We start from the raw sequence: 13,734 nt of genomic DNA, 5'->3' as shown, positions 1-13,734 counted from the left end.
TTCCCTGCTTACTTGATCGCGAGACCGGTCCACTTGGCGGCGAACGCCCAGGTATCCGCGGTTTCCTCGATCACCTTGTCGGTCGGCTTGCCCGAACCATGGCCGGCCCGCGTCTCGATGCGGATGAGATGGGGCCGGTCACCGATCGCCGCGTGCTGCAAGGCCGCGGTGTACTTGAAGCTGTGCCCCGGCACGACGCGGTCGTCGGTATCCGCCGTGCTCACCAGGATCGCGGGATAGTCCGTGCCACTCTTGATGTTGTGATAGGGCGAATAGGCGTAGAGCCGCTTGAAGTCCGCTTCCTTCGACGGATAGCCGTAATCATCCACCCAGTAGCGGCCGGCGGTAAACCGGTCGAAGCGGGTCATGTCCATCACGCCCACCGCCGGCAGGGCCGCGGCGAACAGGTCCGGGCGCTGGTTGGTGACCGCGCCGACGAGCAGGCCGCCGTTCGATCCGCCCTGGATCGCAAGCTGGCCCTTGCCGGTGATGCCCTCCCGGATCAGGAACTCGCCGGCCGCGATGAAGTCGTCGAACACGTTCTGCTTGTTGGCGAGCCGGCCGCCATCATGCCACGCCTTGCCATATTCACCGCCGCCGCGGATGTTCGCGACGACGAACGCCCCGCCCTGCTCCAGCCAGGCCAGTCGGCCCGCCGAGAAGCCCGGGGTGATCGGGATGTTGAACCCGCCATAGCCATAGAGGATGGTCGGCGCGGGCCCGGTGACGCTCTTCTTCTTGACGATGAACATCGGCACCTTGGTGCCGTCCTTCGAGGCATAGAAGCGCTGCTCGACCGCATAGTCCTGCGGGTTGAACGCCACCTTGGGCTGCGCCCAGGGCTCGGCCTTGCCGGTCTTCACGTCGTAGCGGAAGATCGTCGTCGGATAGTTGAAGCTGGTGAAGGCGAAGAAGGTCTCGCCCTCCTGCGGATGCCCGCCGAACCCGCTGGCGGTACCGATGCCCGGCAGCGCCACCTTGCCGTCGGCCTTGCCGTCCAGCGTGTAGCGGCGCACTTCGGTGGCGGCATCGACCATGTAGCTGAGGATCAGCCGCTCGCCGACGATCGACTGGCCGGCCAGCGTTTCCTTCTGCTCGGGCACCACCTCGTGCGGGGCCAGCGCCGGATCGGCGAGGTCGATGGTGACGATGCGCTGGCGCGGCGCGCCGTCGTCGGTCGCGAACCAGAACTTGGTGCCGACATTGCCGATCGGCGACCAGTCATGCTCCAACTTCCCGATGACGGTCTTCGCCTGCCAGGCGGGGTCCTTCAGGTCGACGATATGGACGAGGTTCTTGTTGTCCGTCCCTTCGCTGGTGAGGATCACCAGATAACGGCCGTCATCGGTGACGACCGCGCCATGGCTCTGCCGCGGCGTCGCCGGCGTCTCGTAGACCAGCCGGTCGGCCGATTGCGACGTGCCGAGCTTGTGGAAATAGATCCGGTGGTTCTCGTTCAGCGCCTGGAACTTGGCGTCCGCGGGCGGCTCGGGATAGCGCGAATAGAAGAAGCCGCTGCCGTCCTTCGCCCAGCTCACCCCCATGGTGAACTTGGCCCAGCTCAGCGTATCGCCGGTATCCTTGCCGGTGGCGACGTCGAGCACCTTGATCGTGCGCCAGTCGCTGCCGCCATCCTGGATCGAATAGGCAAGCAGCTTGCCGTCCTCGCTCGGCAGCCATTCGGCGAGCGCGGTCGCACCGTCCTTGGACCAGCCATTGGGATCGATCAGCACGCGGCCGGGGCTGTTCAGCCCGTCACGCACGAACAGCACCGCCTGGTTCTGCAGGCCGCTATTGTGCGCGTAGAAATAGCGGCCACCCTGCTGGGCGGGCACGCCGAAGCGCTCATAATCGAACAGCTGCTTGATCCGCGTCTTCAGCGCATCGCGGCCGGGCAGCGTCGCCAGATAGGCGTCTGTCACCCTGTTCTCGGCCTCCACCCAGGCCGCGACCTCCTTGTCGTTGCGGACGTCGTTTTCCAGCCAGCGATAAGGATCGGCGACCTTCACCCCGAACTGTTCGTCCACCACGTCGACGCGGCGGGTGTCGGGATAGGCGAACTTGGTCATCGGCGCGGTCGTCTCCGGCTTCGAGGTCTGGGCATAGGCGGGACTGACGAAAAGTAGCGGCAGGATCAATGCACGGCGCATTCAGGGGCTCCCTATGGATACAGGACCTTAGGCAGCCCGGCTCCGACGCTCAAGCCAGACCGCTCCGCTCGATCGCCCAGGCGATGGCGACGAAGGGGAACAGCGCCAGCAGCGCGGCGATCCACGCGCCGATATCGAGCGGCGCCTGACGGCGCCCAGGACGGGACTTGCGGGACATCGACATTCTCCAGCGCTGCCAGGCGAGGCCGCGCACCCTTGTTGTTCGGGGGCGGAGATGGGGTGCTGCGGCAGGATTGCGAGCGAAACGAATCTTCGCGGGCTGGAAGAGAAACTGGGGCGTCCCCGCGCGCGCCGCAACAGAAAAGGGCGGCCGCTGCTGCGACCGCCCTTGCCTTGTTCGATTCGAACGACGTGCCGATCAGGCGGCTTCGTCGAAATCCTCGTCCGAGATCACCGGGCCCGAATCCTGGCCCTTGGCCGAAACGTCGCGATCGACGAACTCGATGATCGCCATCGGCGAAGCGTCCGAGGCGCGGATGCCGGCCTTGACGATGCGGGTATAGCCGCCGTTGCGATCGGCATAGCGCGCTGCCAGCACGTCGAACAGCTTCACCAGCTGGGCGTCGTCCAACAAGCGCGAATGGGCCAGACGACGGTTGGACAGGCCACCCTTCTTGGCGAGGGTGATCAGCTTCTCGACGTAGGGACGCAGTTCCTTCGCCTTGGCGACGGTGGTGGTGATCTGCTCATGCTTGATGAGCGCGGCGCTCATGTTGCGGAACAGGGCAATACGGTGAGCCGAGGTACGCTGCAGCTTACGACCGCCTACACGATGGCGCATGATATCTTCCTTTCGTTCGTTCGGGGGCCGTACGAGGTACCCCGGACCAGGCGACACGAATCGGCTGTCGCCCAAAGCCGGTCACGATGCGTGAAGACGTGCCCTCAACCGGATCGACGCCGGAAAGTCAAGCCGCTTGCAGCAGTGCGACCGGGACCGGCGGCAAGGGCAGCCGCGAGGCAGCGAGAAACGCACGATAGCGATCCCAGCGACCGGATGCCCGCAGCCCGTTTATCAGCGCCTCCGTCGTCGCCCCCACCACGTCGACCACGGTTCCATCCGGGAAGCGATGCGGCGTCGGGTTCAGCGGCACGAACGGCAGGCCGAACATGCGCGCCAGCATCGGCGTGTAGCGCGGCTCCTGCACGAGATAGACCGCACGCAGGCCGCTGCCGAGCACGAACTGCGCGAAGGCTTGGAACAACAGTTCCACCGTCGCGAACGCATCCGCCCGGTTGAGATCCGGCGCAACCACCCGGCGGGACAGTTCCACGCCGCGGGCTCGCTCCAGCGCAGCATATTCGGCATCGCCCAGGCACGCGCGAAAGTCATGGTCGAGCATATAGCCGGTGGGGCAGTCCCCACGCAGCGCGCGCATATAGCCGATCAGCGCGCCGCCGCGCCGAACGCCGAAATGCACGGCATGCGCATCATAGGCGTCGAGTTCGGGCTCGCCCGACTCGCCCCCTACCCAACCCTTCTCGACGACGAAGAACCCATGGCGAAGTGCGCCCGCCTCGGCGAGGTCGTCGGGCGCGAGCAGAACCGCTTCCATGCTCATGACAGTGCGGCAACCTCTTGCCAGGTGCGCATGCGCTGGGCGTTGTCGTCCCACAATCCCAGCCCGTAGCAGGCGCGCAAGCTCGCAGGGCCAAGCCGCACGCGCGGCGTCGCGGCGAAGGCAGGAAATGCCGCGTAGACTTCCGGCAGCCGGTAGAAGGGGATCACCTCATAATGATGGTGCACCGCGTGGTAGCCGATATTGGCAAGCGCAATATGCGTCCAGCGTGGTGCGTCGAGCTGGGATGAACAGCCGAGCTGGACGCGCGGCCCGGCCTGCCGGTCGCTGGTGATGTAGCGCACGCCCGGGAAGTTGTGCTGGATATAGAACAGCACCGCACCGATGCACGACGCTATGGCCAGCGGCAGCAGCACCACCCGGACCCAGCCAGGCAGCGCACCGAACGCGGCGCACGACACGAACAGCCCGAGATGCAGCACCAGCGCCGCCAGCGCATCGGGATGGGCTCGCGGACGCTGGAGCAAGGGGCGCAGCGTCATGCCATAGGCAAAGACCGTGAAGACGCCGAGCACCGCGTTTCCCGGATGGCGCATCCAGCGATAGACGAGCCGCCCCCTAACGCTCGCCGCGCGCCACTTCGCGACGGTCCATACCGGGTAGGAGCCGACATGCGCGCTGCGCTGCCAGCCGGTATGCCGGTGATGAAAGCCATGGCTCTGCCGCCACACGCTCACCGGCGAAAGCGTGAACAAACCGACCCAGGAAAACAGCATCGACGCCCAAGGCCGGCGGCGAAGATAGGCGCCGTGCACATGATCGTGCATCAGAATGAAAAGCCGGGTCACGACCACCCCCTGTGGCACCGCGACGAGCCAGCCCAGCCCGAACGGGTTCGCCACGCCGACGGCAAGACCCGCGAAAAACGCAACGAGGGTGCAGCAAAGCTCCGCCAGCGACCGGATCGCTCGCTCTTGAACAAAGGGTTTTAAGGCGCTGCGCGAAGGCAGCGACAGGTCTGCATGCATGAAGCGTTGATGTCCGCTTTGTCTAGCAACCAGGGAGCCGGGGGGATGCGGTGTTCCGCCTTCCATCACCGTCGGATCCGCCAGGAACTTCGTTGCCATGTCGCAACGACTTCCGCCTATGCGAAATTGCAGCACGCGAAAAGGGGGCTCGTTCCACTGCGTGGGCGCCAGCGGCCTGGCGCCATGCAAAAGGGCCGCCCCTTGCGGGACGGCCCTTTCGTGGAACCCTGGGTTCGAGCGACGCTCGTTAGCCCATGATCTCCTGCTCGAGCTTCTTGGCCATTTCCTCGATGTTCTCGGGCGGCCAGCCCGGGATTTCCATGCCCAGGCGCAGGCCCATGCTGGAGAGGACTTCCTTGATCTCGTTGAGCGACTTGCGGCCGAAGTTCGGCGTGCGCAGCATCTCGGCCTCGGTCTTTTGGACCAGATCGCCGATATAGATGATGTTGTCGTTCTTGAGGCAGTTGGCCGAGCGGACCGAAAGCTCCAGCTCGTCGACCTTCTTGAGCAGATAGCGGTTGATCTGCGCGGCATCGCCCGCGCCACCTTCCGCCGGTGCCGCTGCCGGCGCCATGCCGACCGGGGCTGCCCGGGTGATCGACGAATCGTCGAAGTGAACGAACAGCGCCAGCTGGTCCTGCAGGATCCGCGCGGCATAGGCCAGCGAGTCCTCCGGGGTCACCGTGCCGTCGGTCTCGACGGTCAGCGTGAGCTTGTCGTAGTCGAGCTCCTGGCCGACGCGGGTGTTCTCGACCTTGTACGAGACCTGACGGACCGGGCTGAACAGCGCATCGACCGGGATCAGGCCGATCGGCGCATCCGCCGGGCGGTTCGCGGTAGCGGGCACATAGCCCTTGCCCACGTCCGCGGTCAGTTCCATGTTCAGGGTCGCGCCGTCGTCGAGGTGGCAGATCACCAGCTCCGGGTTCATCACTTCGATGTCGCCCGAAACCGCGATGTCGCCCGCCTTGACTTCCGCCGGGCCGGTAGCCGACAGCTGGAGACGCTTCGGGCCTTCGCCCTGCATCTTGAGTGCGATCTGCTTCACGTTGAGGACGATGTCGGTCACGTCCTCGCGCACGCCGGCGAGCGACGAGAATTCGTGCAGCACATTCTCGATCTTGATCGAGGTGACCGCCGCGCCCTGCAGCGACGACAGCAGCACGCGACGCAGCGCGTTGCCGAGCGTCAGGCCGAAGCCACGCTCCAGCGGCTCGGCGACGAACGTCGACTTCCGCTTGGGATCGCCACCGGGCTTCTTCTCGAGGCCGTTGGGCTTCTTGAGTTCCTGCCAGTTCTTAGCGTTGACCGACACGGGCTTTCCTCATGTTGGGCGGGGAAGAGGCATTCCCCGCCAGGTATTTACTGCAAGACCGCGGAACCCGCCTCAGGGCCCGCGGCGCAAGCAGGACGTATCAGACGCGACGGCGCTTCGAGGGGCGGACGCCGTTGTGCGGGATCGGCGTCACGTCGCGGATCGAGGTGATCTGGAAGCCGACCGCCTGCAGCGCGCGGAGCGCCGACTCACGGCCCGAACCCGGACCCTTGACCTCGACCTCGAGGGTGCGCACGCCGTGCTCGGCGGCCTTGCGGCCGGCGTCTTCGGCGGCAACCTGGGCGGCATACGGGGTCGACTTGCGCGAGCCCTTGAAGCCCATCATGCCGGCCGACGACCAGCTGATCGCGTTGCCCTGCGCGTCGGTGATGGTGATCATGGTGTTGTTGAAGCTGGCGTTCACATGCGCGACGCCGGCGGTGATGTTCTTGCGTTCGCGACGGCGAATACGCTGCGGTTCACGTGCCATTTGGAATTTCCTGACCTTGGAGCTTAGTGCCTGATTGAGCCCGCCTCCGGCGGAGTAAGCCTAAAAGCCGTCCCCCGGACGGCTTTCTTGACGGCTTACTTCTTCTTGCCGGCGATCGGCTTGGCCTTGCCCTTGCGGGTGCGCGCATTGGTGTGCGTGCGCTGGCCGCGGACCGGCAGGCCCTTGCGGTGACGCAGGCCGCGATAGCAGGCCAGGTCCATCAGGCGCTTGATGTTCATCGCCACCTGGCGACGAAGATCACCTTCCACGGTGTAGCCGGCGTCGATCGCTTCGCGGATCTGCAGCACTTCCTGGTCGCTCAGGTCCTGCACGCGGCGCTCCGGCGCAATGCCGAGCTGCGTGGTGAGTTCCTTGGCCTTTGCGGGGCCGATGCCGTGGATATACTGCAGCGCGATGACGACGCGCTTGTTGGTCGGGATATTAACACCCGCAATACGTGCCATGAAATATATTCTCCCAGCTCCACGAGGCACTGCATGGCAGCGGCGCCCCATCTCGTAGCGTTGCCTTCCGAAATGCAGCGGCACGACGCACGCAATGGAGCGCCGCCGTAATCTACTGTTCCGGAAGTTGGGCGAAATACGGGGCCGCAGGCGAGCTGTCAAGCGCCACGGAGCCGGAAAATGCTGAACCCTCTCTATATAGCAAGGTTCCCGGCCCGCCAAGCGCGGCGAGGGGCAGCGAGGCGAAGCGCGTCCCGTTTCGGATAGGGGGACAGGGCTAACACAAGATGTACGGGTGAGAACGCATCGCCCCCCACATCGTCACCCCGGCGAAAACCGGGGCCCATTGGGGCCGCGCTATCCGCTTTTTCTGCAACCGAGCGGCGAATGGATCCCGGCTTTCGCCGGGATGATGACGGCTTGTGGTAGTTAGCTCCCGTAGCGCGTTCGGTACTCGGAGCGAAACTCTGCGAGGGCTTCTCGTAGAAGACGTAGGCCTTCTAGAGAGTAGTTCTCTATGCCTGCGTCATCCTCAAGCCCATCTAAGGCGTTTAGAAATAGCGCGTAGTTTTCCTCAGCCGTTCGTTCGGCGTAGCCCTCGGCCGTCATCCCGACTGCTCCTCAGAGACGTTTGAAGGATAGGTCATATCTCCGGGGGTGATGTCCCAAAATGAGCGGAAGCGGATAAGCCCCCCCCCACCAACAATCAAAAAAAGGGCGGGGTTTCCCCCGCCCTTCCCGTTATCCCTGCCCGTCGAGCACCGCGGCGATCTGCCGCGACACTTCGTCGATATCGGCCATGCCGTCGACTCGGCGAACCAGGCCCTTCTCTTCGTAGAAGGGCAGGATCGGCGCCGTCTTGGCACGGTATTCCGCCATGCGGGTGCGGACCGTCTCGGCATTGTCGTCCGGGCGGCGCTTGAACTCATGTCCGCCGCACACGTCGCACACGCCGTCCGTCTTGGGCAGCTTGTACTTGTCGTGATAGCCCTCGCCGCACTTGGCGCAGGTGAAGCGGCCCTCGACGCGATCGACCAGCGCTTCCTCGTTGACCAGCAGCTCGATCACATAATCAAGCTGGCGGCCGCGCGCGCTGAGCAGTTCGTCGAGCGACTCGGCCTGCGCATAGGTGCGCGGATAGCCGTCGAAGATCGCGCCCTTCTCGGTATCGGCCATGTCGAGCCGCTCGCCGATGATGCCCGAGACGATTTCGTCGGAGACGAGCTCGCCCGCCTCCATCACTGCCTTGGCCTTCAGGCCCGTGGGCGTCCCCGCCTTCACCGCGGCGCGCAGCATGTCGCCCGTGGACAGCTGCACCATGCCGCGCTCGGTCTCGAGACGCTTCGCCTGGGTGCCCTTACCGGCCCCCGGCGGACCCAACAGGATGATATTCAAAAGGTACCTCCCCTAGAACCGCCGCGCCGATCAGCGCGCGCGGCCGCCCTTCAGCTTCGCCTTCTTGATCAGGTCGCCATACTGATGGGCCAGCAGGTGCGACTGGATCTGCGTCACCGTATCCATGGTTACGTTGACGACGATCAGAAGGCTAGTGCCGCCCATCAGGAACGGGATGCTCATCGCGGAGAACGCCCATTCCGGGACCAGGCAGATGATGGTCAGATAGGCTGCACCGATCACGGTGATGCGGGTCAGCACATAGTCGAAATACAGCTCGGTGTTCTTGCCCGGACGGATGCCCGGGATGAACCCGCCATAGCGCTTCAGATTGTCCGCGGTCTCTTCCGGATTGAAGACGACGGCGGTGTAGAAGAACGAGAAGAAGATGATGCCGGCCGCATAGAGCGACATGTAGATCGGCGAACCGTGGCGCAGCCAGATGTTGAGGTTCGAGATCAGGTCGCCCCAGAAGCTCTCGCCCGAAACACCCTGACCGGCGAACTGGGTGATCGTCAGCGGCAGCAGCAGCAGCGACGAGGCGAAGATCGGGGGGATCACGCCTGCGGTGTTGAGCTTGAGCGGCAGGTGGCTGCGCTCGGCCTGGACGCCGCGCGCGGTCTGGCGCTTGGGATACTGGATCAGGATGCGGCGCTGGGCGCGCTCCATGAAGCAGATGAACAGGACAAGCAGCGCGACGCCGAAGATCACGAAGATCAGGCGCAGCGGATCGATCGAGCCCGAACGGCCGCTCTCGAACAGCTGGACGAGGGTCACCGGCAGGCGGGCGACGATGCCGGCCATGATGATCAGCGAGATGCCGTTGCCGATGCCGCGGCTGGTGATCTGCTCACCGATCCACATCAGGAACATGGTGCCGCCGATCAGGCTGACCACCGCGGTGAGGGTGAAGGCAAGACCGGGTTCCACCACCGGGCTCAGGCCCTTGGCGGCGCCGGCGGCCTCGAGACCCTGCACCAGGAAATAGCCCTGGACGGCGGTGAGCAGCACCGTGCCGTAGCGGGTGTACTGGTTCAGCCGCTTGCGGCCACTCTCGCCTTCCTTCTTGATCGCGGCAAGCTGCGGCGACAGCGAGGTCGCCAGCTGCACGACGATCGAGGCCGTGATGTAGGGCATCACGCCCATCGCCACGATCGACATGCGCGACAGCGCGCCGCCGGTGAAGTTGTTGAAGAAGTCGAGCACGCCGCCCTGGGTCTGCTGCGCGAGCAGGCCGAGCGCGGTCGGGTCGATGCCCGGCAGCGGCACATAGCTGAGCATGCGGAAGACGATCAGCGCGCCGAGGGTGAACCACAGGCGCTTCTTGAGGTCGGTGGCCTTGCTGAACTTCGCCAGATTGATGCTGGAGGCCAGCTGGTCGGCTGCGGATGCCATTTCGTATCTTCGTCCCGGATAAGTGACGGGCGCTCCCCCGCCCTGCGGGGATGCATATAGGGCCTGCGCGCGGCTTGTCTAAGCCCTGTCGCGCGAATCCCGATCGCCCTGAGCTTGTCGAAGGGCCGTTTTTCTGTGGACGAGGAAGAAAGAACGGCCTTTGGGCAAGCCCAGCACGAAGGAAGGCGGAGCCTTGGGAGCCCCGCCTTCGCATTTCGTCAGCCCTGCTTGGCGGCCTTGGCAGCGGCCTGGGCCGTGCGGTGCTTCGCCTTGTGCTTCTCGGCGGCCGGAACGATCTCCGGCACGGTGACCGAGCCACCGGCCTTCTCGACCGCCTCACGCGCCGAAGCCGACACGCCGGCAACGGTGAAGTTCAGCTTAGCGGTCAGTTCGCCCTTGCCGAGCAGACGGACGCCGTCCTTGCCGCCACGGGCCAGGCCAGCAGCCTTCAGCGCGGCGTGATCGATGTCGGTGCCGGTCAGCTTGCCCGAATCGACCGCCTTCTGGATCTCGCCCAGGTTCACCTCGGCATAGTCGTTGGCGAAGATGTTGTTGAAGCCACGCTTCGGCAGACGCATGTGGAGCGGCATCTGACCGCCCTCGAAGCCCTTGATCGAGACGCCTTCGCGGCTCTTCTGACCCTTGACGCCGCGGCCGCCGGTCTTGCCCTTGCCCGAGCCGATACCACGGCCGATGCGCATGCGGCGATGACGGGCGCCCTGGTTGTCGTTGAGTTCGTTCAGCTTCATGATGTGTGCACTCGCTTTCGCTTTTGTCGCGCGTTAATGGGAAGGGCGGGCTCATAGCGGCGAGCGGCGGGAATGTCGACTCTTGATTGCTGCCGGCCAGGCGAGTCTGGCTGCATGTCATCGCCCTGCCATCAACTTCGCGCGGAAGAAGCGCACCACTTCACCATCGAAGGCGCGATGGAACGCCGTCCGGTCGAAGCCCGGCGCACTGCGGCACAGCTGCGGCATGCGCGCCGGATCCGCGCAGGGGGTGAGGAAATCAAAATGCCCGGCGCCCGCCACCGTGTGGAACTCTGGCGCATGCGGCAGCGCGGCGCGGACGGCGTCGGCGTAGGCAGGGGCCGGCAAAATCTCGTCCGCATCCGCACGCCACAGCTGGACCGGTATCGTCACGTCGGCGAGACCCGACCGATCGAACGCGAAGCCCAGCGCCGGGGCGGCCACGACGATCGCCTTGATGCGCGAATCCTGCATCGCCGGCCAGGGCGCGACGGCGGCGCGGGGCTGCGACTTCACCAGCATGCAATCGAAAAAGGTTGGATGCTGGCGGCAATGCTCGCCGAGCCGGCCCAGATCAGGCCGTCCGCCTGCCGCCGCCAATACCGTGAAGCCGCCCGCCGAAAAGCCGAATGCGCCGACATGATCGGGGTCGACCGCCGCATGCCCGGGCCAATCCCGCAGCATGTAGGTGATCGTCGCGCTGAGCGCTGGCGGGCGCTGCTCGATCTGTGTGGCCCGGCGGCTGTCGCGCCAGTTATCCCCCGGATGGGTTAGGGCCGCGACCACGAACCCTGCCCTGGCCAGCGCCACTGCCGTATCGACATGCCCGGCAAAATCGCCGCCCGTGCCGTGCGACAGGACGATCAGCGGATGGCGGCCGCCAGGCAACGACGCGCCCGGGACCACGTCCTGCTCGGCGAGCCCGACCCGCTGACGCACCGGGGTGCCCGAGGCGGGATACAAGATGCCCACTTCGACCCCCTCCGCCGTGATGCGGCGCTCGAATCCAGCCTGCTGGACTTGGGCCGAGGCGGATAGGGTCGATACGCTCAGGAAGAAGCTGGCAAGGAATAGACGTAGGGTCATGCATCACTCCACAAGGTCGTTGCCCCTTCCAGATCGCCCCGAGCCCCCGCTGGAAAGCGCGCATTCGCGAATGGGCGAACGGGTTCGCTTCCCGGCGAACGGGCTTTTTCCCGGCCGGTGCCCACGATAGAAGACGCGCGTGCTCCGCTCTCCGTCCGTCCCTCCAGCCCTCCTCCGCGGCGTATCGACGTTGGCGCGAAGCGTCGTGCTGGCCGTCGCCGCCGGCGCCGTCCTCGCCCTGCTCGGGCCTTTCGGCACCTATCTGAACGGAGGCCCGCTCCGGTTGCTCGCCTATTGGGTCGGTGCGACGCTGCTCGGCATGGTGCTCTATGGCTTCGCGTATCGCAGGATCGTCGCTCGCGTAACGGGCGACACCGCGCGCTGGTGGCTGGCGTTGTTGGGAGCGACGCTGGCGGCCAGCATCCCCGAAGCGCTGGCGACGCGGGGGGCGGCATTGCTGCTCTGGCCGGACCTGGCCCGTCACAAGCTCCCGCTGGCGCTGTGGTTCGCCCAGACCGCGAGCATCGGCCTGGTCGCGATGCTCGGCGCCCATGCCCTGCTCCGGAGATCCGCCGCGGCCGCAACGGTCGCCCCCGCCCCCGCCCCTGCGCCGCCTCCCCCGCCCGCGGCGCCGCTGGCCGGTGACGTGCTCGCCCTGCAGATGGAAGATCATTATGTGCGGGTCCACCGCGCCACCGGCTCCGACCTTCTGCTGATGCCGATGCACCAAGCGATCGACGCCGTTCAGGCGGAAGGCCTGCGGACGCACCGCTCCTGGTGGGTGGCCCGGCACGCCGTTGCCGCTGTGGAAGGCAATGCACGATCGATGCGCGTGCGCCTGACGAACGGTGTGATCGCCCCGGTCGCGCGGTCGGCGGTCACGCACCTCAAGGCCGCAGGCTGGGTGGAGAGCTGAACCGAGGGCGGGACCCAGGACACCAGCGCCGCAACCCGCACGCTGCCATGTACGTAGAATGGAGTGTCGCCATCCGCGACGCATTCCGGCGGCGGACTCCGCTGGAACCGGACCGCGACTACGGCACCGATCCGAGATGCCCGTGCACCGATCCCGGGACCGGCCCGGCGCATCGAGCGACCGGCCGTTGCGCCGATCGCGCCATGCGCACCCGAGCGCGGCCGCACCGAAGCGAAAACGAAAAAGGGCGGTGGTTGTGCCCACCGCCCTCTTCGTTTGTCGCCAGGTTCGGCAGACCGAAGGCTCAGCCCTCGATCACCTCGACCATGTGCGGCAGCTTGCGGATCATACCGCGAACCTCGGGGGTGTCCTCGAGCTCCGAAACCTTGTGCATCTTGTTGAGGCCAAGGCCGATCAGCGTTGCGCGCTGATCCTTGGTGCGGCGGATCGGCGAGCCGATCTGCTTGATCTTGATCTTCGCCATGATCGTTTACTCCGTAACGGCCGCAGCGTCCGCCTCGGCGGTCTGCGAACCACCGCGGCCGAGCAGGTCGGCGATCTTCTTGCCACGGCGCTGCGCGACCGACTTCGGCGAAGTCTGCTCACCCAGTGCCTCGAACGTGGCGCGGATCATGTTGTACGGGTTCGAGGTACCGACCGACTTGGTCACCACGTCCGCCACGCCCAGCGATTCGAAGATCGCGCGCATCGGGCCGCCGGCGATGATGCCGGTACCCTGGGGGGCCGAACGGACGGTCACGCGGCCTGCGCCGAAATGGCCGTTGCCATCGTGGTGCAGCGTGCGGCCTTCCTTCAGCGGAACGCGGATCATCGCCTTCTTCGCCGAAGCGGTCGCCTTCGAAATGGCTTCCGGCACTTCGCGCGCCTTGCCATGACCGAAGCCGACACGGCCCTTGCCGTCGCCGACGACGACGAGCGCTGCGAAGCCGAAGCGCTTGCCGCCCTTCACCGTCTTCGAGACGCGGTTGATGTGGACGAGCTTCTCGATGAGCTCCTCGCCCTGTTCCTCGTTGTTGCGACGGTCGTCGCGACGGCCGCGGCCGTCACGGCCCCGACCACCACGCTCGCCGCGCTCACCGCCACGGCCACCACGGCCGCCACGGCCACCGCGATTGCCCTGCTCCTGGCCGGCGGCGTCCTGCGCCTCGACCGGAGCTTCGGTCGTGTTGATTTCATCGGCCATC

At 65.9% G+C, this 13,734-nt stretch carries 15 protein-coding genes; 1 reads left to right on the top strand and 14 read right to left on the bottom strand.

Annotation, left to right across the window (positions count from 1 at the left end; genetic code table 11):
* Positions 1–8: 8 nt before the first annotated feature.
* The 12 genes from KK7_RS0116480 to KK7_RS0116425 form a co-directional block, all read right to left on the bottom strand.
* The gene (locus KK7_RS0116480; protein WP_010545750.1) at positions 9–2,150 is read right to left on the bottom strand and encodes a prolyl oligopeptidase family serine peptidase; all 2,142 of its coding nucleotides are present in this window, start codon (positions 2,148–2,150) and stop codon (positions 9–11) included.
* Positions 2,151–2,199: 49 nt separating this feature from the next.
* On the bottom strand, positions 2,200–2,328 hold the full coding sequence (locus KK7_RS23630; protein ID WP_272941578.1) for a hypothetical protein: 129 nt from the start codon (positions 2,326–2,328) through the stop codon (positions 2,200–2,202).
* Between the two features lie 201 nt (positions 2,329–2,529).
* On the bottom strand, positions 2,530–2,952 hold the full coding sequence (rplQ, locus tag KK7_RS0116470; protein WP_010545749.1) for a 50S ribosomal protein L17: 423 nt from the start codon (positions 2,950–2,952) through the stop codon (positions 2,530–2,532).
* Positions 2,953–3,079: 127 nt separating this feature from the next.
* A complete protein-coding gene (locus KK7_RS0116465) occupies positions 3,080–3,733 on the bottom strand; it encodes a GNAT family N-acyltransferase (protein ID WP_010545748.1) in 654 nt (217 codons plus the stop codon).
* Positions 3,730–4,818, bottom strand: a complete 1,089-nt coding sequence (locus tag KK7_RS0116460) for a fatty acid desaturase family protein (RefSeq protein ID WP_202798686.1) — start codon at positions 4,816–4,818, stop codon at positions 3,730–3,732. The genes KK7_RS0116465 and KK7_RS0116460 overlap by 4 nt, the downstream gene beginning before the upstream one ends.
* Positions 4,819–4,966: 148 nt before the next feature.
* Positions 4,967–6,034, bottom strand: a complete 1,068-nt coding sequence (locus KK7_RS0116455) for a DNA-directed RNA polymerase subunit alpha (RefSeq protein WP_010545746.1) — start codon at positions 6,032–6,034, stop codon at positions 4,967–4,969.
* A 100-nt stretch (positions 6,035–6,134) separates the two neighbouring features.
* A complete protein-coding gene (gene rpsK, locus KK7_RS0116450; protein ID WP_010545745.1) occupies positions 6,135–6,524 on the bottom strand; it encodes a 30S ribosomal protein S11 in 390 nt (129 codons plus the stop codon).
* A gap of 95 nt (positions 6,525–6,619) precedes the next feature.
* Positions 6,620–6,988, bottom strand: coding sequence for a 30S ribosomal protein S13 (rpsM, locus tag KK7_RS0116445; protein ID WP_010545744.1), 369 nt, complete (start codon positions 6,986–6,988; stop codon positions 6,620–6,622).
* Between the two features lie 741 nt (positions 6,989–7,729).
* Positions 7,730–8,383: an adenylate kinase gene (locus KK7_RS0116440; protein WP_010545743.1), complete on the bottom strand. Its 654-nt coding sequence runs from the start codon at positions 8,381–8,383 to the stop codon at positions 7,730–7,732.
* A 30-nt stretch (positions 8,384–8,413) separates the two neighbouring features.
* Positions 8,414–9,778, bottom strand: coding sequence for a preprotein translocase subunit SecY (gene secY, locus KK7_RS0116435; RefSeq protein ID WP_010545742.1), 1,365 nt, complete (start codon positions 9,776–9,778; stop codon positions 8,414–8,416).
* A 218-nt stretch (positions 9,779–9,996) separates the two neighbouring features.
* A complete protein-coding gene (gene rplO / locus KK7_RS0116430; RefSeq protein WP_010545741.1) occupies positions 9,997–10,527 on the bottom strand; it encodes a 50S ribosomal protein L15 in 531 nt (176 codons plus the stop codon).
* Between the two features lie 117 nt (positions 10,528–10,644).
* Positions 10,645–11,613, bottom strand: a complete 969-nt coding sequence (locus tag KK7_RS0116425) for an alpha/beta hydrolase family protein (protein ID WP_029623363.1) — start codon at positions 11,611–11,613, stop codon at positions 10,645–10,647.
* Between the two features lie 190 nt (positions 11,614–11,803).
* Here KK7_RS0116425 and KK7_RS0116420 point away from each other — a divergent pair, with 190 nt between their 5' ends.
* Positions 11,804–12,529, top strand: a complete 726-nt coding sequence (locus KK7_RS0116420) for a LytTR family DNA-binding domain-containing protein (protein WP_237709237.1) — start codon at positions 11,804–11,806, stop codon at positions 12,527–12,529.
* Positions 12,530–12,833: 304 nt separating this feature from the next.
* Here the strand turns inward: KK7_RS0116420 and rpmD are convergent, their stop codons facing one another.
* Both rpmD and rpsE read right to left on the bottom strand, forming a co-directional pair.
* Positions 12,834–13,013, bottom strand: a complete 180-nt coding sequence (gene rpmD, locus KK7_RS0116415; RefSeq protein WP_010545738.1) for a 50S ribosomal protein L30 — start codon at positions 13,011–13,013, stop codon at positions 12,834–12,836.
* A gap of 6 nt (positions 13,014–13,019) precedes the next feature.
* Entirely contained in the window at positions 13,020–13,733 is a 714-nt protein-coding gene (gene rpsE / locus KK7_RS0116410) for a 30S ribosomal protein S5 (protein ID WP_010545737.1), read from the bottom strand.
* Position 13,734 lies beyond the last annotated feature (1 nt).

The sequence above is a fragment of the Sphingomonas elodea ATCC 31461 genome, from assembly GCF_000226955.1.
GTDB classification, from domain to species: domain Bacteria; phylum Pseudomonadota; class Alphaproteobacteria; order Sphingomonadales; family Sphingomonadaceae; genus Sphingomonas; species Sphingomonas elodea.
This window is presented reverse-complemented; position numbering and strand designations above follow the sequence as displayed.

Excerpts from the sequence above, each read along its gene's own strand:
- rpmD (WP_010545738.1), bottom strand. The coding sequence starts at position 13,013 with ATGGCGAAGATCAAGATCAAGCAGATCGGCTCGCCGATCCGCCGCACC.
- rplO (WP_010545741.1), bottom strand. The coding sequence starts at position 10,527 with ATGAAGCTGAACGAACTCAACGACAACCAGGGCGCCCGTCATCGCCGC.
- KK7_RS23630 (WP_272941578.1), bottom strand. The coding sequence starts at position 2,328 with ATGTCCCGCAAGTCCCGTCCTGGGCGCCGTCAGGCGCCGCTCGATATC.
- KK7_RS0116425 (WP_029623363.1), bottom strand. The coding sequence starts at position 11,613 with ATGACCCTACGTCTATTCCTTGCCAGCTTCTTCCTGAGCGTATCGACC.
- KK7_RS0116465 (WP_010545748.1), bottom strand. The coding sequence starts at position 3,733 with ATGAGCATGGAAGCGGTTCTGCTCGCGCCCGACGACCTCGCCGAGGCG.
- rpsE (WP_010545737.1), bottom strand. The coding sequence starts at position 13,733 with ATGGCCGATGAAATCAACACGACCGAAGCTCCGGTCGAGGCGCAGGAC.
- rpsK (WP_010545745.1), bottom strand. The coding sequence starts at position 6,524 with ATGGCACGTGAACCGCAGCGTATTCGCCGTCGCGAACGCAAGAACATC.
- KK7_RS0116460 (WP_202798686.1), bottom strand. The coding sequence starts at position 4,818 with ATGGCAACGAAGTTCCTGGCGGATCCGACGGTGATGGAAGGCGGAACA.
- rplQ (WP_010545749.1), bottom strand. The coding sequence starts at position 2,952 with ATGCGCCATCGTGTAGGCGGTCGTAAGCTGCAGCGTACCTCGGCTCAC.
- rpsM (WP_010545744.1), bottom strand. The coding sequence starts at position 6,988 with ATGGCACGTATTGCGGGTGTTAATATCCCGACCAACAAGCGCGTCGTC.
- KK7_RS0116480 (WP_010545750.1), bottom strand. The coding sequence starts at position 2,150 with ATGCGCCGTGCATTGATCCTGCCGCTACTTTTCGTCAGTCCCGCCTAT.
- secY (WP_010545742.1), bottom strand. The coding sequence starts at position 9,778 with ATGGCATCCGCAGCCGACCAGCTGGCCTCCAGCATCAATCTGGCGAAG.